General features: G+C 44.4%; 15 protein-coding genes. 3 read left to right on the top strand and 12 right to left on the bottom strand.

What is annotated here, in order from left to right; all coding sequences use genetic code 11:
- Positions 1-53: 53 nt before the first annotated feature.
- From NSS66_RS12625 to NSS66_RS12605, 5 genes are all read right to left on the bottom strand, one after another.
- Positions 54-2,168, bottom strand: coding sequence for a helicase-related protein (locus NSS66_RS12625; protein WP_340959050.1), 2,115 nt, complete (start codon positions 2,166-2,168; stop codon positions 54-56).
- A 200-nt stretch (positions 2,169-2,368) separates the two neighbouring features.
- Positions 2,369-2,809, bottom strand: a complete 441-nt coding sequence (locus NSS66_RS12620) for a hypothetical protein (protein WP_340959049.1) — start codon at positions 2,807-2,809, stop codon at positions 2,369-2,371.
- A 169-nt stretch (positions 2,810-2,978) separates the two neighbouring features.
- Positions 2,979-3,701 carry a response regulator gene (locus tag NSS66_RS12615; protein WP_007432713.1) on the bottom strand — a complete coding sequence of 241 codons (723 nt, stop codon included), beginning with the start codon at positions 3,699-3,701 and terminating at the stop codon, positions 2,979-2,981.
- A 4-nt stretch (positions 3,702-3,705) separates the two neighbouring features.
- Positions 3,706-4,866, bottom strand: coding sequence for a sensor histidine kinase (locus NSS66_RS12610; RefSeq protein ID WP_013312293.1), 1,161 nt, complete (start codon positions 4,864-4,866; stop codon positions 3,706-3,708).
- 47 nt (positions 4,867-4,913) lie between these two features.
- Positions 4,914-7,631: a stalk domain-containing protein gene (locus NSS66_RS12605; RefSeq protein WP_340959048.1), complete on the bottom strand. Its 2,718-nt coding sequence runs from the start codon at positions 7,629-7,631 to the stop codon at positions 4,914-4,916.
- Between the two features lie 266 nt (positions 7,632-7,897).
- Between NSS66_RS12605 and NSS66_RS12600 the strand changes: the two genes are divergently transcribed.
- From NSS66_RS12600 to NSS66_RS12590, 3 genes are read left to right on the top strand one after another with little or no spacing between them, the layout of a single operon-like run.
- Positions 7,898-9,307, top strand: coding sequence for an efflux RND transporter periplasmic adaptor subunit (locus NSS66_RS12600; protein WP_340959047.1), 1,410 nt, complete (start codon positions 7,898-7,900; stop codon positions 9,305-9,307).
- A complete protein-coding gene (locus NSS66_RS12595; protein WP_340959045.1) occupies positions 9,304-12,420 on the top strand; it encodes an efflux RND transporter permease subunit in 3,117 nt (1,038 codons plus the stop codon). The genes NSS66_RS12600 and NSS66_RS12595 overlap by 4 nt, the downstream gene beginning before the upstream one ends.
- Before the next feature lie 56 nt (positions 12,421-12,476).
- Positions 12,477-13,379: a TetR/AcrR family transcriptional regulator gene (locus NSS66_RS12590; protein WP_028542162.1), complete on the top strand. Its 903-nt coding sequence runs from the start codon at positions 12,477-12,479 to the stop codon at positions 13,377-13,379.
- Between the two features lie 129 nt (positions 13,380-13,508).
- Here NSS66_RS12590 and metK read toward each other — a convergent pair whose 3' ends face one another.
- The 7 genes from metK to NSS66_RS12555 all read right to left on the bottom strand — a co-directional run bounded on the left by metK (position 13,509) and on the right by NSS66_RS12555 (position 25,157).
- Positions 13,509-14,711, bottom strand: coding sequence for a methionine adenosyltransferase (metK, locus tag NSS66_RS12585; RefSeq protein WP_013312298.1), 1,203 nt, complete (start codon positions 14,709-14,711; stop codon positions 13,509-13,511).
- A 333-nt stretch (positions 14,712-15,044) separates the two neighbouring features.
- A complete protein-coding gene (locus NSS66_RS12580; RefSeq protein ID WP_023990686.1) occupies positions 15,045-15,335 on the bottom strand; it encodes an alpha/beta-type small acid-soluble spore protein in 291 nt (96 codons plus the stop codon).
- A gap of 141 nt (positions 15,336-15,476) precedes the next feature.
- A complete protein-coding gene (locus tag NSS66_RS12575) occupies positions 15,477-16,055 on the bottom strand; it encodes a hypothetical protein (protein WP_023990687.1) in 579 nt (192 codons plus the stop codon).
- A 46-nt stretch (positions 16,056-16,101) separates the two neighbouring features.
- Positions 16,102-17,637, bottom strand: a complete 1,536-nt coding sequence (locus NSS66_RS12570; RefSeq protein ID WP_340959042.1) for a stalk domain-containing protein — start codon at positions 17,635-17,637, stop codon at positions 16,102-16,104.
- 99 nt (positions 17,638-17,736) lie between these two features.
- On the bottom strand, positions 17,737-20,109 hold the full coding sequence (locus NSS66_RS12565; RefSeq protein ID WP_279835463.1) for a copper amine oxidase N-terminal domain-containing protein: 2,373 nt from the start codon (positions 20,107-20,109) through the stop codon (positions 17,737-17,739).
- A 544-nt stretch (positions 20,110-20,653) separates the two neighbouring features.
- Positions 20,654-22,000, bottom strand: coding sequence for an efflux RND transporter periplasmic adaptor subunit (locus tag NSS66_RS12560; protein ID WP_279835465.1), 1,347 nt, complete (start codon positions 21,998-22,000; stop codon positions 20,654-20,656).
- A gap of 19 nt (positions 22,001-22,019) precedes the next feature.
- Positions 22,020-25,157 carry an efflux RND transporter permease subunit gene (locus tag NSS66_RS12555; RefSeq protein ID WP_023990691.1) on the bottom strand — a complete coding sequence of 1,046 codons (3,138 nt, stop codon included), beginning with the start codon at positions 25,155-25,157 and terminating at the stop codon, positions 22,020-22,022.
- Positions 25,158-25,284 lie beyond the last annotated feature (127 nt).

Below are 25,284 nucleotides of genomic sequence, written 5' to 3'. Positions count from 1 at the left end.
TGACATTGTTTCAGGTTTCACATTTCCAAAAAAACTTTTTTTATTTAATACATTTAGTGCTTCACCTCCTTCAGGTACCCTTTTTTCCGAGCCAGTGCATTCATTCGTTTAATTTGTCTAATCGCTCTCTTTTGGCCTCGAGTCCATTGGGGCGATGTAAAAATAACACCTCCGCATGGATCATCCTTGGACCTTCCCGCGCGACCAGCCATTTGGACAAGAGAGGCTTCATCAAAAAGACTGCTGTCTGCGTCTAACACATACACATCACTCCGTGGAACAGTCACCCCTCGCTCCAAAATAGTCGTTGTGACCAGAACTCGTATTTCAGTAGCTCGAAATAAGCGCACTTTAGCGGTTCTTTCTTCATCCTGTGAGGAGGTTCCAGCAATAGGTACATCAGGCAATTGTTTAATCAGCAGCTCCACAAGTCCCTGAATATGTGAGATTCGTGTCACAAACAGGAAAACCTGTGCTCCACGTTGTATGGATACGCGTAGGCGTTGAATAAAGGATGCGGGAAGCCGACCTTTTTGCAGCCAATGTTGCACTGAAGCAGTCCCCAGGCGAAATGGGACAGGTAGGGGATGACGATGAAAACGAACGGGAACCTTGGCGTGTGGCAGTAGACCGCGTGCAGCCTCTTTCTGCAAAGCATGGGGTGGTGTAGCAGACAAATAGATAAACTTTCCCTTCGGCTTACATACTGCTCGTGCAGCAAAGGCAAGCATAGGATCATTGTGATAAGGGAACGCGTCAATCTCGTCAATCACAACCAAGTCAAAGGCTTGACGATAACGCAATAGCTGGTGTGTCGTTGCCAGTGTCAGCTGTCCCCTTTGCCAGCGTTCTACGCTCCCCCCATAGAGCGTCACCATGCTCACATTGGGAAAAGCAATGGCCAAACGAGGCGCTAACTCAAGTACCACATCGCGGCGTGGTGTTGCCACAAGTGCCGTCCCTCCGTGGTCCAACACATATTGCAAGAGCGGAAACATCATTTCCGTCTTGCCTGCGCCTGTTACAGCCCAGAGCAGAAAACGTTCTACCGTGGTACTGGGCACCTGCCGATCAGCGCTATATCTTACACCTTCGCCAGTTTTTGGCGAAGAATGCCTGCTACGGGCAAGGTTGCTGCCCTGCGAAGAGGCAGCATCTGATCCCCGGCACGCAACCATGACGCGCCGGAACAACGCCCGGAGCCCACGGCCTTCCGGGTGGAAACGCCCCCGCACTTCGCCGTGCGGTGCGGCCAAAAAGCGCAGCGCCGCTTCCGCGGCGGCACGCTGTGCAGGGCTCAGCCCCCAGCGGTCGAGTTCCGTCGCCGGGGCTGTGCCTGCTGTGTGTGGCAGGGCGGGTTTCGCTGCACCGCGCAGCAGCAGCGAGCATTCACGGCTGCGCCCCAGCGCGAGACATGTCTCGCAGTAAGCGCACGCCTTACGTCCGCACGACGCACAGCTCGTGCGGTGCACTATCCCGCTGCCACAACGGTTGCAGCGGAGTTCATGCGTACGCGCGGCAGACCATCGCGTACGTGGTGCTGGAGCGAGGCCAGCAGCAAAGCTGAGTCGGCCTTGCAGATATGCAAGCTGTGCAGCGGATCGCCAAGTACGCTCCAAACCTGACGCTGCCTCTGCCAGTAGCGCTTCGGCTTCCGGAACGAGTAACTGGCGTCCTGACAACAAATTAACCAGCTCATTCGCTTGTCGTGTTAAACACTCCCTATCCAATCCATCAATTCCCGTGACAAGGCTCCTTTTTTGAATAGAACGTAAACCTCCGTTTGTTTCTCGTCCCTCATTCCTACTTTCTGTGCGAGAAGTCCACTCTTGTCCACCATCCCAAATGCATATATTTTCTACTCCTCCAGATAAAATCCGTTCTCCGTTGAAAGGCTCAGGAGCCAGTTCACTTTTTAGCTGTGCGAGAATATAAGCCCACCACTGCCGTTTTCCCCATCGCTCCATATCTGCTAATTCCTTAAATGTTTCGCACAGCTTTGTCCCCCAGGACAAGGGAAGCTCATCTCCTAATAACACCCATCTTTCGACAACATTCTCTTGCCCCTCATCTTGATTCATCCACCATGTCATATCTACTCGAATATCCACAGATAATCGGAGAGTCCAATTCCCTTTATACCTCACTGCATATACTGCAATTTTCACCTTCCCCTTCTCCTCCCATTCATGATTTTTGCGGTTCTTGTCACCCCAGAGAACAGCAAAAAAGCACACTCCTATGGCTAATAGCCTGAAGTGTGCTTCACATCAAGTAGATCTCAATGAAATCCCTGTCATCTTGCCTATGCAACTGTTTATAAACATTTATATCCGATTTTGACCACAATGTCCACAATCCCCTGTCGCTAAGGAACAAGTGGGGTGTCCGCCAACGACTTGACCGTTCTAAGATCAATAACAACCTGCTTTTCACCGCCTGACTTCGGTAAGACCGGGTTCCCCGGTGAAAAACGACTTGAAATGACTGAAACATCCATATGACTATAGCGCACTAACCGTGTCAGAATCGGTAGCGTATCGTCCATAGATTCATCATCCAGTACTGTCACATGTAGCGGCCTCCGGTGTAGCCAGGCAAGTATGTTCAGCGAACGCATCACCCATTCCACACGATCTCCGTCATTGGACGTAATCACAATATAGCGAGTCGCACGATGACCCGGAGATATTGCGCGTGAATCTTCACCATTGTGATAAGCCTGAACCGCCTGTCGTATATACATAAGATGAACGACTGCGGCTCCCACACCGTATATAAGCAATATCCAAACCAAGTGAGCCGTCACGAGGGTTCCACCTCCTCCTATAGCGACAATATATGCCGTATAACAGGAAGAGGTGTCACGGTTATGTACTGGGTTTCCGTATGAGCGGACATATCGCTCCAAAAGAAAGGCGATACAGCATTCATATCTATTAGCAGCTGCATCGTCTAATGCATGGAAAAACTACACTTTACAGCGTAACCCATCCATATTTGATTGAGTTAATAACTGCTTGTGTACGGTCATCAACCTCCATTTTTTGCAGAATACTGCTGACATGGTTTTTGACCGTTTTCTCACTAATGAATAAATATTCACCGATCATCTTGTTGCTCTTACCTTCAGCCATCAAACGCAGCACTTCAGCTTCACGACGGGTCAATGGATTATTTTCACCTGCGACAAACTTCACGCCGGCTTCCTTCGTATGACCTTCAGCCATAGCCCCTGTTTCGTTCAAGTAGGTCATCCGGCGAAGCTGCTGAATGAGTTTACCCGTTACCTTCGGATGGATAAATGCATATCCTTCATGAACCGAACGAATTGCATTAATGAGGGACTCGGCCTCCATATCTTTTAACAAATAACCATTGGCTCCCTTGCGCAATGTCTCGAATACATAGCTTTCATCATCATGAATGGATAAAATGATAACTTTGACATCCGGGAACATCTCACGCAGTTTTTCGGTTGCCTCTACACCATTTTCAATTGGCATATTAATGTCCATCAGAACAATATCCGGTTTCTCTACGTTACAGAATTCCAACACTTGAATACCGTCGCCACATTCTCCGATGACCTCAATGTCGTCCTCCATATTCAAAATACGTTTAAGCCCTTCACGGAACAACTGATGATCGTCCGCTAAGAGAACTTTAATGGGTGCATTACTAATTTCCTGATTTTCCATGTTGTTACTCCTTTCCCTTTTCCACGTTGGTTGGGATATGAATCACTATCTTGGTGCCTTGATTCTCAGCTGATTCGATCTCCATTCTCCCCTCGAGCAGTTCAACCCTTTCCCGCATACCAATCAGACCAAAATGCCCATGATCTTTGCTTTTTTGCTGAAAAAGCTCTGGCTTGAAGCCCAAACCATTATCCTGCACCACGATTTTTACAAGCTGCGCCTGATAGGTAATCTCAACAAGCACATAGGTAGGATAAGCATGCTTGGCAGCGTTGGTCAAAGCTTCCTGGATCAGACGGTAAATGGCTGCTTCCATCGCGGAAGAGAGACGGTGTTCCTTGCCCCTTGTTTCAAAAAGCGATCTAATCTTCGTTTTTTCTTCAAAATCCTGCACATATTTCCGGAGCGTCGGAATAAGTCCCAGGTCATCCAGGGCCATAGGACGCAAATTGAAAATGACCTTTCGCATTTCCTCAAGACTGGAGCGAACCTGTTTCTTCAAGTCTACTATTTCGTCCTGAACCATCTTAAATTCCTGCTTGGCGATCATTCTTTCCACAATTTCCGTCCTAAGCACTAGATGCGCAAGGAGCTGCGCAGGTCCATCGTGAATTTCACGGGATATGCGTTTGCGCTCCTCTTCCTGAGCTAAAATAATTTTCAGACCAATAAACTGCCGGTTTTTGGCCGATTCGATGATCCGCGTCACTTGTCCCAATTCGCCCGACAAATATTCCAGCACGACCCCCATCTGCGAACCGATGGTTTCGGCACGCTCGACAGAAGCCTCAACACTTTTGGCTCGCTTTTGAAGATCATCTCTTCTGGCTTTGAGATACATTTCCTTCTCACGGAAAATCATCACATCGAGTTGAAGCTGTGTTGCCTTCTCATAAGCCTGCTTGATATCCTCTTCCGAATAGCGAACGAAGTCACGGCTGACCTCAGTCAACCGAATGCGGGACCGCCGATAGTTCATTTCCAGCTGGTCCACCTTTTCGATCGTTTCTGCCGTTTCTTTCAAGACGCTCTGGAGCTCCTGATTTAACGTGACCAGCTCGGTCCGGGCCGTGTCCAATATTTCGAACATCTGATATTTGCTGTTCTCCATCACCTGGATGGCATTTTTAATGACTCGGTCTATGATATCGGCTTGAAAGTCCACAAATGTTCTACTCCAATCCTAGCATTTCAAGTATATATCATACCATATCATGACTGAAGGGTGATGGTCTTCGTTTCTTGTTCCCATTTTACAGTCATTCCTAACTGCTCAGACACGAGTCTTAACGGGACTAAAGTCCTACCTCCTAGCACAACGGGTGCAACATCAGTGCTTTGACGCTTCCCGTTCAGAACAACTTCTTTTTTCCCTACGGTCAAATCCATCAGCACACCGCCGCGCATAATGGTGATCCGCTGATCGCCCGCATTCCATTTGGCTTGTCCGCCAAATGCGTCCAGCACATACTTAATCGGAACATACGTTGAGCCATTGCGGGTCATCGGAGCTGCATCAATTGTTGTAGGCGTTCCGTTCACCGTCATTGATTTTTGTCCGATCGTCATCTGAGCTGTTCCCTTTTTGAGTCCTTCTGTACCGACCGTTCCCGGTGTATTAAAAGAAATATTATCAAAAGCAATTTTGCCTGTTTTAGCGCGCTCGTCCTGACCCTCTGCCACATTGACCACATAAAGACGCTTCAGCTTCGCCGGATACGAAATATTCAAACCGCTCATATCTGCATTAATGGTTTTCCAGCCGTTCCAGTCGATCACTTTAGCGAGATCAATATATGCTGTTTTGCCTTGAGCATCCTCTAGCTCTGCACGCAGCCAGTTCAGACTCTTATCCCCTCTGACATCAATCGAGATGGAAGTAGCCGCCTGTTCAAGCGTTTTCCCGGATGTGCCGTTCAATTGAGCGTAAGCATACATTTTACCACTGCCGTTCGTCATATCGTAGTTCAGCTCTAGCACTTTGGAATTGGCATGGTCACCATCTCCTTGTACAACAGCCGCTGTGCCAGTAACACCTTCCACATTCGAAGTAAAATCAACCGGATACGAAACATTTTCGAAGTTCTCCCAGTTGTTTGTACTTGCTCCACCAGCAGACAGGAAGACGACAGCGCTGAAACCATCATAGCGACCGATGGCATAGCCCGTTTTTACGCCTGCATCCACCGTATTTACCGTAAGCTGATTGTCCTTGACACTTCCCTTAAAGCCGATGAACTCCCATTTGAGCGCATCGGACGTAATGCTGACACTCTGTCCATCTTTTGTCTTTGCCGTTACCGGTACAGCGATTTTAGCTCCAGCGGTAAGCGAGCCAGTTCCAGTGCCTGCGGTAAGTGATGAAATTTCATCTGCTCCAAGCACCGTGACCTTGGTTGTAGCGCTGGCTGAGCCACTGGATGCCGTTAAAGTAGCCGTTCCTGGTTTGGCTCCCTTTACAACGCCGCCGCTCACTGATACAACAGCCGGATTGCTGGATTTCCACGTCACTTGTACTTTCGAGGTATCAAATGGATTGTAGTAGTTGTCATAGCCTTTGAAGGAATAGCTTCCGGTCTGTCCAATCAGCAGCGTTTTATTGCCCTTGATGGTGAAGCCTTTGAGCGTTCCTTTAGGAGCATTGGTATATACCCCTACTCCATTTACAATACTACGTTGCTCTGTACCATATTCTGTATTGAACGTAAGCCCCGCTGTCGTATCTCCCAAATCACGTGTCACCATAGTGGTAGAGCCGCCCCCGTCAAGGTTCATCCCCTTCCAGACGCCAATATCCTTCATCAGCGTTTGCAGCTCGCTCAGGGATACACCAACGCTGTTCCCATTCTTCTCAACAGCAATGACATAAGCGTAACGCTTGTCACGAGAATATCCCAGAGCTGTACGCGCACGCGTCCCGCCTATGCTTGTTGTGCTCCGGGAAAAAGAGGTTTTCTGGCCGTCATTTACTAATATGGTATGTCCACCAATCATCATCTGAAGGTTAGAAGGATCTACTTCACTCCCTGTCGATTTAACACGAAGATGATAGCTCGTTTCTACGGTTTGTCCCACGGTCAGATGCGCTTTGGCATAATCAGCGGCTTTACCATGAGTACGTAAAATATAGCCATCCTGCGGAACGGTCATATTCAACGTAGCATTGTCGGAGACTTGTGTAACTACACCATTTTGTACCAATATCTCGGTGGGCGTTGTCGAACTGTTTTTGGGGCGCTCAATTGCTTTCCAAGCAGATGTATAAATATACATAGCATTAGAGTGACTATAGTTGCCCCCACTCGTCTCAGGGGAATACGAAGCCTTGTTCATCCCCGCCAAAGAGAAGGACGACCCATCTCCAGCTTTCACTGTACCTTCAAAAGTAAACTGCTCCACCATCGGAGAACCATCCTTGGTTACAGCAAAGGCATACATACCCGTTAAATCAGACGGAGTAGACATCAACACACCCTTGGATACTTGTCCACCGATTGGCGCTCCCTCGCTGGAAGTATTAAAATAATCCCCGTTTACACCAGCAACCGCCCCGGTCTCTTTTGCCATGCCACCTGTGCTCTGACGGGTCGTAAACTGTCCATTCTTCCCCGTCATGACATCCAGCTTAACGTACGGATTTTGCAAGTCCACTCGAATGATATCAGCCAGCGCTGTTCCTTTGGAACCTTTAAAACGATATTTCAATAATGTTGCACCCGAAGTAATGATCTCTTCGCCCAATTTTACAGTTGAACCAGAGGCTGCACTTGCGATTGGAGCAGACATCCAACCATTCAAGGGGATTAGAGCCCCAGTTCCAGCAACCGGACCGACCCATAATACCCCTGCCAGTGTTAACACGGCCCATCTTCTAGCCATTCCTCTGCCATTAACTTTCACTTCACTCTGTTTCTTATTACTTAAAAACATTTGGATAATAGCTCCCATCTTCAATGTATTCAAACGGTTTTGTTCCGCGCGTGTACTCTATCAATAAACAAAAAAATCCTCTTATGTTAATAGACTTATTATATAGGCAAAAGTTACGAAAATCCCGTCAACTAATTCATAAAATCTAAAACGATGAATTGACGAATGCAATATCGGCGCACTATAATACATTTGAACTTATTAGTTCAAATAATACTGGTTAGTTCACAACTCCAATTATGACCCTATCGGAAGGATTGATAATCATGAATAAACAACGGGCCATCATCATATTCACTTTATCCCTGAGCATCGCACTCACCGGATGTTCTACAGAAAAAAAAGATGCCGCTCTAGGTTCATCTGCACAGCCAACCGTTGTGCGCACCGCAATCGTCAAATCCACGCCACTTCATACGGCCTATAACTTGTCAGGCACTCTTCAGGCTTATGAGGAGAACACACTGGCTTTCCAAAATGGAGGCACTGTAGCCAGTGCATATCTCACTGTCGGTACTGCTGTACAGAAGGGCGCCGTTATTGCTAGTCTGGATGACGCTGACTACAAGCTTCAGGTGGCACAGGCGACAGCCTCCATCTTGGAGGCACAGGCTGGTATTGATAACGCACAGGCTAATTTACAGGCTGCTACCTCCGCGATTCAATCCGCCGATGCCGGCATTACAGGAGCTCGCGCGAATGTTAACAAGGTCAATAAAGGCGCACGTGCTCAAGAGAAACAACAAGCGCAAGCTACTGTAGATAAGGCACAAAGCGCTTATAACAAGGCCAAGACGGATAGCGAGCGTACACAGAAGCTGTTTGAGGCAGGCGCTGCTACCGCATCAGATAATGAAAATGCTCGCCTGAATGCTACCGCAGCCCTGAAAGACCTGGAACAAGCCAAGGAATCCCTGTCCCTTTTGCTGGAAGGAGCCACAGCCGAAGATCATCAATCCGCCCAAGCTTCCTTTCAAGATGCGCTTGCAGGTAAAAGCAAAGCCCTTGCGGCCAGTGAACAGGCTGCAGCTTCCCAAAAACAAGCCCATGCCAACTACGAAAAAGCCCTTGTTGCCAAGGGGCAGGCAGAACTGGCACTTTCACGCACACGTCTAATCTCTCCTGTGAACGGTGTAATCTTAGACAAAATCGTGAATACAGGTGATTTGGTCGCGTCAGGGCAAGCCGTCTATCGCATAGGCTCCATCGACCGCCTCAAAGTAATGCTTCCTGTACCAGACAGTGAAATTAAGGATTGGAAAAAGGGTCAACAAGTAGAATTGGCGCTCTATGAAGAGACTCGTCAAGGTACGGTGTCTAACGTCTATCCTTCAACCAGCACCGACACGGGAAGGGTTAACGTAGAGATTGTTATAAACAATCCACAGCGAGACTGGTTACCCGGTCAGGTCATTAAAGCTGCTCAACAGGTGACCGACAAGAATGGGATTCTCGTTCCTGCCGAAGCAGTCATTAACACGGGAAGCAAGCCTTTTATTTTCAAAGACATTCAAGGAAAAGCTGTTAAAACCCCTGTGGAGCTTGGTAATCAGGTTGTAGATAATCAGTTGCAAATCGTATCGGGACTTCGTGAAGGCGAACGTATTATCGTTAAAGGGGCAGAAAACCTATTTGATGGAAATGCGATTCAGTCGGAAGAAGGCGGACGCCCATGATTGAGTACATCGTAAAAAAACGCAAAATTACATTGCTGTTTTTTGTCATGCTGATTTTGGTCGGAATCTTCGGCTTTTTCCAGTTACCACAGCAGGAAATGCCGGATGTCACCATACAGAATGCTATGGTAACAACAGTCTACCCTGGTGCTTCACCACAAAAAGTAGAACAAACCGTAACTAAAGAGCTGGAGAAACGCATTAAGGAAGTTGAAGGTGTTAAAACGATTAGTTCGACTTCTGGTAACGGATTCTCCTCAATTTTAATCGAATCCAAAAACGGAGTTGATCCTCAAACGGTTTGGGATGATATGCGTAAAAAAGTGCAAGATGCACAAGCTGATCTTCCTCAAGGCGCTGAAGTGCCTGTTGTAAATGACAAACTAACCAGCTCTTTTATTGGCTCCTATGCCCTAACAGCTGACTCTTCCGCACCACTGTATAAACTAAATGATTTAACAACAACTTGGAAAGACCAGCTTAATACCATTTCTGGCGTATCTAGCGTCAAATTCAATGGTCTCCCTGATCAAGAAGTACGTGTCCATATTGACAATCAGAAGCTTCAGCAATACCAGCTGTCATGGGGACAAGTAGCTCAAGCGATCCAGTCTCAAATTGATCGGGTTCCTACTGGTAATATTGAATACAACGGACGTACCTATCAACTTATTGTTCGCGAAACCGAAAAAGCTGATGAATTGAATCAGGTCCTTTTGACACGCACCAAAGAAGGTAATCCTGTATATTTGAGAGATGTCGGCACAACGGAGCTGGCACATCCTAATACAGAATACTTTGCCTATGTAGAGGGTAAACCGGCCATTACGCTAAGTATTGGAGCAGAAACAGGCACAGACATCCCTTCTATGAGTGAAAAGGTCAATACCAAGCTCAAAGAGCTGGAGAAAACACTCCCCGCAGGTGTTCACTTTCAAACTCTTTTTGCACAAAAGGATCAGGTAAGCCATATCTTTGACGACTTAAAGCGTGAAACGATTCTTGCGATTGCGGCCGTTATTCTCGTTTGTATGTTGGGGCTGAATTTGCTCACCTCTGCATTTGTCGCACTGGCCATTCCTATTTCGGTTTCGATTGCCATTATCTTTTTGCCTATGTTCGGCATTACTCTAAATCAGATATCCGTTGTCGGTCTGATCATCGTACTGGGCATACTCGTGGATGATGCCGTGGTTGTAAATGATAATATTGAGCGTAGACTTACGGAATTAGGAGAATCGCCCTCAGTCGCAGCTGTAAAAGGTACCAAAGAGGTCATGCTTTCTATTTTGGTTGCAACTCTGGCCACCATCTCAGCTTTCGCGCCATTGTTGTTTCTTCCTGGAAATGTAGGTGCCTTTATTAAACCCATTCCTGCTATTGTCTCCCTGACCATGCTTGCCTCTATGATTATGTCGCTCACCATCATCCCTATTTTTCGAGAATGGTATGAGAAGCGCAGACAGGCTCGTCACCCTCAGGGTAAGTCTAAACCAGCAGGCTTGCTCGGCCAGCAGATTCATTCTTTAAATAAGCTCTATTCACAAAAACTGATGCCTAAGGTCATTCAGCGTCCCTTGTTGACAGCCATGGTCGGACTCATGCTTGGAACAGCCGCCTATGGATTAGTTCCCTTTACCTCAGTTGAACTTTTTCCTGAGTCGGAAGATCCTCATGTTGCACTAAATGTAAAAATGCCTGTAGGCACTTCAATTGCGGAAACCGACCAGGTCGTTAAAGACCTTGCAGGCTGGGTGAAAAAGCAACCTGAAACTTCCAAGGTCGTCTACAGCGCTGGAGGGACTGCCCCACAACTGTTTAGTGACATTAATAGTATGGGTGGAAATATTAGTTATAACGAAACGGTGGGGCAGATTGCTGTCGTCGGCAAAGAAAACGTATTCGATCTCAATACGACAGTTGATGCTTGGGAACAACATGTTAAGAAATCCTACCCTGGAGTTACAGTTACGATGTATGTTCCTCGTCTCGGGATTCCAGTGGGCAAGCCCGTTTCCATTCGTATCTCAGGTCAGAACCTGAATGAACTGCAAATCCTTGCCCAAAAAGCAAAGGAGCAGATCGCGACAGTAGAGGGCACAACAGGCATCGTGGATGATATAGGAATTGAACGATATGCACTGGAGCTTGAGGTCAACAAACAAACGATGGATCAGTACCTGGTAAGCTACACAGATTTGACTCGCACCCTGCTTCTATTAAAAGAAGGAGCCCAAGTCAGCCAATTTGATACTGGAAACAGTCTGGTAGATATTAAAATGTATTTGAATCACAGTGACGAGGAGCCAAGTAAGCTTTTCCAACAATTAAGTGTAGTTAATGCAGCTGGTAAGCAAATTCCATTAAACCAGCTCGTCCAGATTAAGCCGTCATTTGCTATTCAGCAAATCAAGCATTACAATATGGAGCGGACGATTACGGTGGAAGCCGATTTGAACGGACGAACTGCAAGCGAAGCGATGGTTGATGTTGAAAGTAAGCTGGCGCAAATGAAGTTCCCAGAAGGCTACAAATGGGAGGTTGGTGGGGAAACCTCTGACCAATCGACCATATTCAAGGACTTAGGACAGCTGGCGATCGTTGTAGTCTTGCTCATTTTACTCTTGATTACTATGCAATTTTATTCTCTCTCCATTCCTATTATTATTATGACGACCGTGTACCTGGCAGCAGCCGGCGGGATTATTGGTATTTTCTTGACCGGTATGCCTATCGGTTTTATGAGCATCATGGGAATTATTGCACTCGCGGGCATTGTTGTGCGGAATGGGATTGTGTTAATTGAATTTATCGAGGATGCACGCCATGAAGGAATGGAATTAAAGGAAGCCGTGATACAGGCAGCCGCCGCTCGCTTCAGACCGATTTTATTGACATCTTTGGCAGCTATTGTAGGTATGATTCCGTTAGCACTATTGGGAAGCCTGCTCTTTAAGCCACTGGCGTTTACCGTCATTTTCGGATTGTTATTCTCGACCTTGTTAACCTTGTTTGTCGTGCCGTCCTTGTATATGATCATGGCCAAGTACAAGATGCGCCGTCAACTCAAAAAACAGCAGCACACAGTTATCACACGTGACCAACCTTTGTGAGGTATGAAGTGAATTCGCATGCTGTCGAGTTGGTCGGTCCCTAGGGGGAAGTATGTATGGAAAGTAAAAAAAATGATATTTTACAGGCGGCCATTCGGCTGTTCTCCAGAAAAGGCTATTATTCAACATCTGTTGAAGAAATCGCCAAAGAAAGTGGGATGGCGAAGGCATCCTTCTATAAATATTTTCAAGGAAAAGAAGAACTCCCTCTAGAAATGTGTATCATTCTGGAAAATAACATTGAACAAGACATCCGGGCTCTCTACAGTAAACCTGATCTTTCTAAGCACGATAAACTACATGGTTTTATTGTACTTTACTTGAAAAATCTCGTTGAAAACAAAGTGTATCTCATGATGGATCTTCCTGAGCCTTCCATGCTTATTTTTCAGAATGAACATCTCAATTACGCGTTCGAGAATCATGAATACAAATTGTACAAATGGGTTCGCGACTGCCTGATTGATATTTTTGGACCGAGCATTGAAGATCATGCATGGGATATGACCTTTGTACTTAAAAGCATTGTGTTTGAATATATTCGCTTCTTTGCCGATCGGATGAATGATGAAACGATTGAACATCTAACGCAGTTTATCATCTTCTTATCCAGTTCCTTGGCAACCAGCCTGAACAATGCTGATTCAGCTCCACATTTGTTCTGGAGCAAGCAAGGCTGGTTGCCTGAAAGTGCTCTAAGTAATCCCTTTGACCAAGGCCGTCAAATTAACAGCCTTCTCCACTCCTTGGAAGACAGTATACTGCTGTCTTCGTGGAGTTCAGAGGAGAAACAGGAGTGTCAGCAAATCTACGCTCATTTAAAGGAAGAGGCTCTGAAATCGAACCCTCAGAAAGGCCTCCTGAAAGCCCTTTTTGCGTATTTGGAGCAGTACAAGGAACTGCAAAAGGTTTGTCGTTTACTTAAAAATTTATTGGACCATGCACCGATATCCGAGTAGTCACTCAGCATTCGGTACATCTAAGCAAATTCATACTTAACAGTGAAACACATCAAAAAAAGACTGTTCATGCAAAGCATGAAACAGTCTTTTTGGGTTATTACTTTTATTTTGATAACATACGAGGAGTTACAGCCCCGCTTGTTCTTTTAGAATTTCAGCTTTATCTACGCTCTCCCATGGTACATCCAAATCTGTACGGCCAAAGTGACCGTAGGCAGCAGTTTGCTTATAAATTGGACGACGCAGATCCAACATGCGAATAATGCCTGTTGGGCGCAGATCAAAGTTATTTCGGATCAATTCAACCAGCTTCTCATCACTCACTTTACCCGTACCGTATGTATCGACGTTAATCGAAACAGGCGTAGCTACACCGATGGCATAAGCAAGCTGAATTTCCACTTTGTCTGCCAATCCTGCTGCTACGAGGTTTTTCGCTACATAACGAGCAGCGTAAGCAGCGGAACGGTCCACTTTGGTCGGATCTTTACCGGAGAATGCTCCCCCGCCATGACGTGCATAACCACCATACGTATCCACAATAATTTTACGGCCTGTCAGACCTGCATCTCCTTGAGGGCCACCGATAACAAAGCGTCCTGTCGGATTAATGTAATACTTGGTTTGCTCATCCAATAATTCGGCAGGGACAACTGGCAAAATAACCTTTTCTTTGATGTCTGCTTGAATTTGCTCCAAAGTAGTATCCTCAGCATGCTGCGTAGAAACCACAATAGCATCAATACGAACAGGTTTACCATTTTCATACTCTACCGTTACTTGGGTTTTACCGTCTGGACGAAGGTAATTCAGTGTTCCATCCTTACGTACTTCAGACAAGCGTCGTGCAATACGGTGAGACATAGCGATAGGCAAAGGCATCAACTCAGGTGTCTCGTTCGTAGCAAAACCAAACATCAAGCCTTGATCCCCAGCCCCAATGTTTTCCGTTTCTTTATCTACTTCAGCAGGATCACGGCTTTCCAAGGCAGCATTAACCCCTTGAGCAATGTCCGGCGACTGTTCATTCAAAGAAGTCAATACAGCGCAAGTATTATAGTCGAAACCGTATTTCGCACGTGTATAGCCAATTTCCTTAATCGTATTACGTACAATGGATGGAATATCCACGTATTCCGATTTGGAGCTGATTTCACCAATGACAAGAACGAGACCAGTAGCTACCGATACTTCACATGCTACCCGTGCATTAGGGTCATTAGCCAGAAAGGCGTCCAATACAGCATCGGATATCTGATCACAGATTTTATCCGGATGGCCTTCTGTTACAGACTCGGACGTGAACAAATGACGGCCTTTTACAGACATGAATTTCAACCTCCCACAATTAAAATACATGAGGATTTATAAAAAAATCCTGACATGGCAATGGTATTATTCAGATACCTTCAAGCCAACAAATGGCGGGAGATATCTTGTTACACCTGATTAATAAAAAATGAACCTTTTCCGGTAGGAAAAGGTTGCGTACAAGCCTCAAATGCCATGATATCCTATTTAAAACAAGGTGTCAATTCATACAGCCCAATTACAACTTTCGAAATTGAGGTAAGTTTACATGCAAACCATTTTCGATTCACATGTAAATAACCCCAGTTTATACGCTACTATATAATCAAAAACTGTAAAAATTATTGCAATTTACAATGTACCATATTCAGATAAGCTACGTTCAGCAGATTGTATCAATCGCTTAGTAATTTCACCACCAACTGAACCGTTCTGTCTTGAAGTTAAATCACGCCATGCTACATTTTCGCTCCCCGCAAACTCCCCCAATTCTGCAGCAAATTCACTGTCAGCCTTAGGTTGTATATGTGCATATTGGGGATTATAAACAGGCAGCCCAAATTCAGCAGCGATCTCATACTTCAAATCATCTAACCTGGCACGGCTTTCAGGAATTAATCGTCTTTGACCTCTTGATGCCATCGTATACACCCTCCACTAAACGTATTGTCTTTCATGGGGGTAGTGTGCAGCGATTAGGTTCAACTTAGCCAAGAACAATTTGCTATCCCAAGCAGTATTTAAGAAAAAGAGCCACCGAAAGCAGCTTATATACAAAACAGTTTACTGAACAGTATAACCGCCTCGTACCATAACGACCAGACCAAACTTCTGACCTTCTTTTACTTGAATACCTCTTCCTTCTCTAGGAAACGATAATAAATGATTTTTCTCGACAGCCTGATTATGAACAATTTCCGTTCCAGAAGTAATATCAATAGCACCACTGGCATCCATACTATACACAACGGCATAACCATTACGTAAAATAAATTCCGAGCCTGCTTTGGCAATCAGTTTTTGACCAGGCTTTACATCAACAACCTTTAAAGCCTCTGTCTGCTCTGGTGTGAAAGTTTTTCCTGCACTAGAAGTTCCTGACGCCGTTGTGTTAGAAGTAGTATTTGTTGCTGGAGCATTCGAAATAGTCGTTTTACTACTCGTGTTACTTGCTGGTACTCCACCTTTAATTGCCTGAGCAATTTTTTGGTCGACATAGCTTTTGGTTACGACTGGATCATCAGCTGTACCAGGTTGTCCAGAACTGGAGGCACCATTAACTGAATTGTTCATTAAGGAGCCAGCAACAATTCCTCCTCCAAGTAAAACAGCAGCCAACGATACTTTATAGCGTGATTTCATGAAGTCCTCCTACAGCAGGTTATAGCAAGTATAGGTTAAGCTTTAATTATTGTGCGCTAGCTCCAGAAGAACCCTGCATAGCCCAAGGCTTATCAAAAGCCAACTTCAAAGTATCAATATTTGTAACTATATCTTCAGCCTGTTGCTCAGCAGTAGTCACTTTCAAATTAGCTTCATAAACCTGAAGCTCTGTAGCCAACCCAACATCAAACTGCTTCTTAGCCATATCAGCTGCACTTCTTGCACTCACCAAACCAGCTTGAATCTGTGAGTACTGGCTTTCTAATGCTTTGATGTTGTTATAGATTGTTCTTACTGCTTCTTCGAGTTGTCTCTTTGTGCCTTCTGTTGCATACTGAGCTTTTTCAACATTAAGTTGCTCAGCTTCGTAAGGTGTGTTTCCTGGCGTACTAAAATTGTAGAGCTTCAGGCTCAATTCAGCTAAATCCACTTTTTGCTCGCTCAGCCAAATGGCCGTGCTACTAGTAAGTACTTGGCTTACTTTTGTCTCTACATTATCTTTAAATTCAGAATAAACAGGCTTATCCTTCAATTCATAACGTTGCTCTGGTTTGTAGCCAATCACTTGGTTCAAAGACACATAAGCACTATCAAGGTCCTTTTTAGCCTTCTCTAAAGCAGCTTGATTTTGAGTCAACTGATTGGTTGCTTGTGTAACCTCATAATCACTCGACATTTGATTATCTCTTTTAATTTGTGCGACTTTTAGCTTGCGCTCCGCATCTTCGATATTCAATGCAGCTAGCTTGACGGCATTCTGCTTTTGAAGGAGCTTGTTATAAAGATCCTTTACGTTATATTCAATACCTTCTTTGGTCATATCCAAGTTCTTTTTAGCAGCCTCGTAGTTAAGGTTCGTTTGAGCATAACCTTTGAAAGCTTTATCAGAAGCCTCATCACCTGCTTCTGCTGGAACAAAGTTAATATCCTTGCCCGCTTCTTTCATGATTTTTCCAGCCTGATCGATATTCGTTGCTGCTGTTTTAACTGAAGTACTATCAGCTACGGCCAGTTTAACTGCATCCTTATAGGTCAAAGAATCATTATAGTAGGTATCATAAGTAACTTGAGTCACAGGAGCTGCGAGAGGCTTACTGGACAAGCTATTGGCTTCGCCAGTTGTAATTCCATCTGCTTGGTTTGAAATAGTAATTGTACGTGTACTTTGATCCCAATTTACTTTGGCGCCTAATGATTGGCTCACAAAACGTAAAGGAACAAGTACTTGACCCTTTTGAATTTGAGTTGCCGCATCGAGTTGTACAGGAGCACTATTCTTATAAGCAAGCTTGGAACCAACATTCAAAGCCAATGTATCTTCATTTTTAGAAGCAGTTACTTTTTTAGCTTTGCTGTCCCAATCGACTTTCGCACCCAAGCTTTCAAAAACACCACGAAGAGGCACCAAGGTTGTATTTTGGCTAACAACTGGGGACTGGGTATATTGCTGAGTTACACCGTTAATAATAACCTTTATATCACCTGCTTGAGCTCCTGCAAAATTGGCAAATGCAGAAGAAAGAACTAATGTAGAAAGTGCTGCCACTCCAAAACGTTTCATAATTTCTCTCCTTTGTCAATATGACTAATAAAAGAAAAGGGCTCCAAAAGGAACCCTCTTCTCATCTAATTCAGTTAACTCAAAAGAGTTGCTCTTAAATTAGTTGTTGTTTTCAACAGTTACTGTTTTAGCAGTTGCATCATAGTTGATGGATGCATCCAACGCTCTGCTCACCCAGAAGATAGGCAGTACAGTACGGTTTTTGTTAGTTACAGCTTTAACGTCCATACGAATCACAGAACCGTTAACAGTCAACAGGTTAGTGTTCAGTTTGATTTGAGCAACGCGGTCACCTTTAATCAGGGTAACTGTGGAAGTTGCTTTGTCAAACAGGATGTTTTGTGGGGATACACCCAAAGCTTCAGCTGCATAACGTACTGGCAAGTAAGTGCGTCCGTTTTCAGCATAAGCAGCTACATCAGAAGTTTTACTTTCGCCGTTCACAGTGTAGGAAGTGCTTCCCAGTGTGAAGACAGCTTTAGTTTTAGTAGCACCTGGAGCTGGAGTTCCAACAGTTGCGATTGCTACTTCAGCAGCTGCAGTGTTGTTGTCTTTCCAGTTTTGAGTGTTGTCAGTTGCGCCTTTGTAAGCAGTGTAAGAAACTGCGCTACCTTTCAGCTTAGCAACGATGTCGCCTTGAGCTACAGTACGGTCAACAGTCAGCTTAGGAGCCGAGATTGTGATTGTACTTGGAGTAGCACTTTCGCTATCGATGTAGAAGCTCAGACGGCCTTTGTTGCTTTCGCCGTAAGTATCAGTAGATACGCTCTTCACTTTAACGTCACCAGCTGTAACTTTTACTTCTGGAGTAGAAGCAAAACGTACGCCTGTTGGCAATTCCAAGATTACTTCACGGCTACCGTCTTTCTTAACGAAAGCTTCTTTAGCAGCTTCAGTGATTGTGATATCGCCAACTTGTTGGTCGCCCAGACCGATTGTCAGGGTTGGTTTGGAAGCAGCAGCCAGAGTAACTGCTTGTTTCACAGTTGCAACCTTAACAGTACCGCTCAGACCTTGGCTACCAGCAACATCAACGTTCAGATCGCCAGAGAAACCTGGTTGCGTAGCAACTTCAACGTTTTTCAATTTCAGACTACCAGCATCAGTTGTGCTGTTAGCGTTGTTGAAAGTCAATTTCAAAGTACGTTTGTCAGAGTCAGTATAGGAAACCTCTGCTCCACCCAAACCGTTAGTGTTCTCCATAGAACCGGAGAAGTTGCTTCCTGGGTTATTGCTTTCAAAAGTTGACTGCCAACGAGCACCTTCAGGCAGACGCAAAGTTACAGTACGTCCTTTTACGAAAGAACCAGCAACAGTTTCTTTAATTGTAACATCACCAATTTTTTGCTCATCATGACCAGCAAGAATTGTTGATGGAGTAGCAACGGAAACGCCACCACCGATTTGACCATAGCTACCAACTACGAGGGAGCTAACATCAGTTGTTGCATTACCAGAGATACTAACTGTAACGTCGCCTTCTTTTGCACTGTTTTCATCATCAACATAGAATCCTACAGGCAATTGGAAAGATGTTTGGTCGTCACTTACTTTTTTCAAAGACAAAGTAAGCGTATCGCCATCAGTAGAGTAGTTCACATCTGATGGTTGAATTGCTTTGTCTGTCTTAGAAGTAAACAAAATAGTGGCTGGGCTTTTAGGAGCGGAATCCCATTTGAAACCACTAGGCAATTTCAACTTAATGTTGCTATTACCCAAAGAACCAGCTGTTTCTTCTTTAACTTTCAAAGTTGCAGTAAAGTTTTCTTCACTGGATACTGTATCAGCAGCAGACAAAGATACTTGACCGGAAGAAACTACGTTTGCAATTGTTGCTTCACCGCTAGTGAAACCACTTGCAGAAGCTGCATCAAAAGTAGCTTTTACAGGTCCATTGCTAGGTCCGTTAACATTAATTTTACCAAAGTTCAGGTAAAGATCAACGCTATCTTTAGAGTTAGTAAAGTTGAAAGTCACTCTTGCAGAGTTATTAGTGAGCTTCTCTACAGTCAAACCTTCACCCGGAACGTATCCAGTTTCTGCACGAGCTGCAGCATCATCATTGTTATCGCCTGGATCAATGTAAACACCCAAACCATAAGTAGAATCAATAGCAGTAGGGACAACACCAGGAGCAGTAGCGAATTCAAAACCTTTAGGCAATGTAACTGTGAAAGATTCATTTTTGCCAACAGAAGCTTGGCTTACGTTAACTTTCACTCTACCCAGAGTAGTGTTAGTAGTTTGGCTCGAACCAATACTAGGAGTATTAACAGCAGAATAGCTAGAAGCTGCATGGATTGCAGTTGGTGCAGTCAATGCTGCGATTGGAGCTGCAACACCAGCAACCAATGTTGCTGTTGCCAGCACGTTGATCATTTTTTTGTTAAACTTTGTCATAACCTTTTTTTCTCCTCCTTGAATATAACCAGAAATATTATTTTTGTCTTTTTGTCGGATCTTGTCACTCATCAGTCGTTACACCTCCTTTCCGAGCTTTATGAGAACCCTTATAAAATGATATCTGTGACAATATCACAGAAGCTTGGAATCTAGTTGAAAGAAAGCGTCCATTTATGACGTACTCCAGTATTATACAATGTGATAACAATGCAGTAAAGATTTTTTTTAGCGAATTTTGTCTTTACGCTTTTGTACCCCTTTGTTTCATACTCACCCAATTAGACGTAGCATGGGTTCAAAAAGTTGCGTCTGTTTCAAAAAAAATTTTTTTATTTTTTTTGATTATGTATTCCGCTTCCCACAGTAATAATTATACTATTGAACCTGTTCCTCCGTCATCCTACAACTTTTACCTTATCAACCTTAAATGTACAAGGATTATTTTCGTACATTTAAGTCGGTCTTTAATGGAGTATATTCGCTAAGAATTATCCATAGAATATATAAAGCACATAAAGTCTATAGATTCCCTTGAAATCTAATACTCTAATACACTTTAAGTAGTAGGAATGACGGAGTAACAGTGATTTACGGTAAATATAACCGAGACAAATTACTTCACTACATTAATCTTCGCGCCATCCGTAAGCAGACTAACGCCCTTAACGACAACATTTTGTCCTTCAGCAAGCCCCTTGGTTACCTCAATCTGTTTGGCACTTTCCTGGCCTGTCTGCACCTCTACCCGCTTAGCCACTGTTCCTTCCACTACATAAGCATACTTTTTTCCTGCCTGCTCCGTAATGGCATCCTGCGATACCAAAATGTTTTTAGGAGCTTCTGATTTCATGTATACAGTTACAACCATCCCTGATTTTAATTCACCTGAACCATTAGGAACCGAAATCTCGACAGGATATGCCTTGAGATCATTATCCATTACCGGATTGACGGCCGATACTCTGGCCTCAATTCGCTTATCTAAGGAGTCCACACCTACAGTCACAGATGAACCCACCTGCAACTTAAGAAGCTCAGATTCAGAAACGTTAACTTTAGCAATAATAGGATTGGTATTCGCTATTGTAGCAACCGCGGATTGTGCACTAACCATTTGCCCCTGGGTTCCTGTTACTACCGATATCGTGCCGGAAATCGGAGCTTTGACTACAGCATCCACCAGTTGACTACGTGCTGTGTCTAAACTGGACTTAGCTTGATTGACAGAAGCACGAGCTACGTCAATGCCGGTTTTCTGTTGTGCAAGACGTAATGATTTTTGAGCATTGCTATATGTTGTTTGTGCACTTTCCTTGGACGTTTGCGCATTGTGAAGTGTGATCTGTGCATTCTCCACCGCAGTCAAAGCTCTTCTATGCGCTATTTGAGACTGCTCTAACTCGGATTGAGATAGAGCGCCCGCACTAAACAACTGTTGGTTGCGATTGAGCGTATTTTGAGCATCACGCACGGAACTCTGAGCATCGACCAGACTGGTCTGAGCTTGGGTGATAGTGTTGTCTTGCTGTACAAGCGCACTTTTCGCTTGATCCACGCTGGACTCTGCCTGTTGCACCGATTGCGCTGCGCCAGACTCAGCCTGCTTTAAATTGGCCAGGGCAACCTGGTACGATTCCTGGGATTGCTTAATCGAGTCCCGCAAGTCCTTTTGGTCTATAGTAAACAATGTGTCGCCCTTATTTACTTTTTGCCCCACTGTAAGGTTAATGCTTTGAATTTTGCCACTAATTTTCGGAGACACCTGAGCCGTCTCTTTAGGAGCAAAGCTTCCAATAATACCTGTTGAATCGTTAATACTACCTTTGGTCACTTTTGCCACTTGGACCGGAATGGCCTGCTGCGCCGCAGTTGGAGCGGCGGGGGCCTCCCCCCCACCGCAACCCGCTAATGCAACTGATAAAAGCAAAGTTGTAGCAATCAGAGCACTTTTTTTATTCATTATGTTTCTCCACCTCACCTTATATATGAACACTTTTTTGTAGTTTCGCTTCTTTTTTTAATTCTCTCTTCGCTTGTCTTTTTAATTTCCGATTCTTACGTTTTTCTATCATATTATCCATGATGACGTAGACTACCGGAATAAGAATCAATGTAATAACAGCTGCGAAGGATAACCCGAACACAACAACAACTGCCATCGGTGCTTGTGTCTCGTTACCACTGCCTGTAGCAAATGCCATTGGGAGCAAAGCTAGTACAGTAGCCAGCGTGGTCATCAAAATCGGACGCAACCGCTCAGACGCTCCATGAATAATAGCTTCATCCCGATCTTGGCCGTCTTTTCGGAGCTGAATTATAAAGTCAATCATAACAATGGCATTGTTGACGACCAAACCGACGAGCATGATGTAACCTGTCAAAGCTGAAACGCTGAGACTCGCCCCGGTTACAGCTAAACCGATAAGCACACCAATTACCGTAGGTGGAACGGAAAACATAATAACAAACGGTGTGAGCAACGATTCGAACTGTCCTGCCATAACCATATAAATGAGCACGACAGATAGCAAAATAGCTATCGCTAAGTTCATGAAAGACTCCATCATTTGTTCATTTTGGCCGCCACCCGTATCTGCACTGTAGCCCTCTGGGAAGTGAGTAGTCTTCAATAGAGCATCTATTTTTTGATTAATAGTAAGAATATCCCCTGTTCCATCAATATCAGCTGTAATCTGCACTTGACGCGTTTGGTCTTCACGAGTAACAGTATCGGGTACAGTCCGTTTATCAATACTTACTACGGAAGACAAAGGTACATCAATACCTTGCGAAGTGGTGATCCGTAAGGCTTTTAGATTTGACAAATCATGGCGGTTTTTCTCTGGCAACGATATCTTCACATCAATCTGATCTTCACCTGTACGATAGCTTGTGGCGACTGATCCATTAAAAGAAGTATTCACTGCAGATAAGATTTGGGTCGCTGATAAGCCATATCGACTTGCAAGTTCACGATTAACGGTAATCTCATATTCTTCGCGAACAGCACTCAAGGTACTTTTCACATTGACCGTACCCGGTATGTTTTTTACGTCCGCAACGAGATTGTCCGAGAGTTCTCTCAGGACGTCAATATCGTCACCTTTTAAGTTAATATTAACAGCCGCTCCGCTTGAAAGGCCTGTTGTAGACGCCATTGTAATCTCTGCATCTGGAATGCTATCAAATTTTTTACGAAGGCCATCAACTATAACATCTGTTGCCTGATGTCCATCCTTCAGTGTTACACTTAGATCTGCTGAGTTGGTTGGAGCTGCCCCTGAATAACCAGAATTGCCACCAGAACCAACAGTCACTGTCATTTTATCTAGATCCGGAACTTTCAAAATTTCTTTTTCTATATCTTGAACAACCTTTTCCGTTTCTTCCAAGACCGTTCCATTAGGAAGTTTCACATTAATTGTGAATTCCCCAGTATCGGATGCTGGGATAAATTCAGCCTTAACGAAAGGAACTAGAGCCCCAGCTGCCACAAACATTAATAAAGTAATAATTAACACAGATTTTCTATGGTTAATTCCCCACTTCAGTATACGGCGATACCCACTCTTAAATTTCTCGAAACCAATATTAAACCACACAATAGGGTTAACACCCTTATAAGTACCTGAAGAATAAATGGATTCATCTGGCACGGTAGGTAGCCAACGTGATCCCAGCATCGGCACAATCATAAGGGATACAAGCAAGGCTGCAATGTGAGAGAAAATAACTGTTAACGCCAACGGTTTAAATAGAACTCCCGCAATTCCGTCAACAAAAACAACTGGTAAAAATACTACGATCTGCGCAAGTGCAGATGCCATAACGGCATTACCCACCTGCTTGGAGCCATCAATAGCCCCTTGTAGCATGCTTTTCCCTTCATGTCGCTGTCTAAAAATATTCTCAATAATAACAACCGCAAAATCGACAAAGGATCCTAACCCCAGAAGCAAACCGCTCAGTGAAATAATATTAATGGTTTGTCCGGTGAAATACATCATCATAAACGTAGCTACGAAGGAAATTGGAATAACGATAGTAGCAATAATGGTAGAACGTATACTATTCAAAAATAACAGCAACACAATAGCTGCGATAATAAGTCCCAATATAGCATGCTCTACTAGTGAGTGTACGGAGTCGCTAATCGGTTTGGATGCATCTGTTACCATCTCCAATTGAGTTCCCGGAGGCAATTCCTTCCGTATCGAATCTAAACTATCCTTTACAGAATCGGCGATTGAAAGGGTATTCCCCCCTGTGGCTTTAGTAACAGAAATATTGATACTTGGCTTTCCGTTATAGGTAGAAATGGTTGTAACATCATCCAAGGAATCTTCAACTGTCGCGATGTCCTTTAGCTTAATGCTTCCCTTCCCTACTGGAATTGGCGTTTCACCCATTTCTGAAACAGCTTTGTATTCACCTTGAACCCGAAGTTGGATTTCTGTATTACCTCGGTACACCGAACCAGCAGAACCCGCTACGTTATTAGACGATAGCGCTTGGCTGATTTGATCTAGCGTAATGCCATAGCTTTGAAGTTTGGCTTGGTCTACAGTAATCTTCACAAGCCGAGCTTGCCCACCTGACATGTTGGCTGCAGCTACTCCCGCAATTCTTTCAAGCCGCGGCTCAATAATATCTTCAGCAATAGGCTTCAACTTGTTAATATCCTGGTCTCCTGTAAGAGAGAGCGTAATAACCGGCGTTGCGTTGAGATCCACCTTAAGGACACGCGGCGAATTAGCCGCCTTGGGAAGAGACCCTTTAACCCCATCAACTTTATCTCGCATGTCGAGGGTTGCTTGATTGATATCTACTCCCCAGTTAAATTGAATCATGACCATAGATGTTCCTTCTGAAGACTCGGACATGATTGTGTCCACGTTCTCAATAGAAGCCAGACTTTTCTCAATAGGTTTAGTAACCAATTCCTCAACTTCTGTAGGCGTTGCATTTGGAATACTAGTCACCACTGCAGCGAATGGCAGCTTCATATCCGGCATTTGCTCTACAGGAAGTCTTAACGCAAAAATACCGCCCCCGATTAACAAAGCAATAATTAACATAAATACTGTTACAGGACGGCGTATTGAAAACTGAGACATCTCATCACTCCCCACTCACTTCTCTATGTAATATTAAAACACACACATCCTCTACTACGATGAAATAGGCGTAAAGTTTCAGATAAATGTGCAAAAAAAACATATAGAAAAATAATAAACACATTTT

It is taken from the genome of Paenibacillus sp. FSL R10-2748 (assembly GCF_038005565.1).
GTDB lineage: Bacteria > Bacillota > Bacilli > Paenibacillales > Paenibacillaceae > Paenibacillus > Paenibacillus polymyxa_B.
This window is presented reverse-complemented; position numbering and strand designations above follow the sequence as displayed.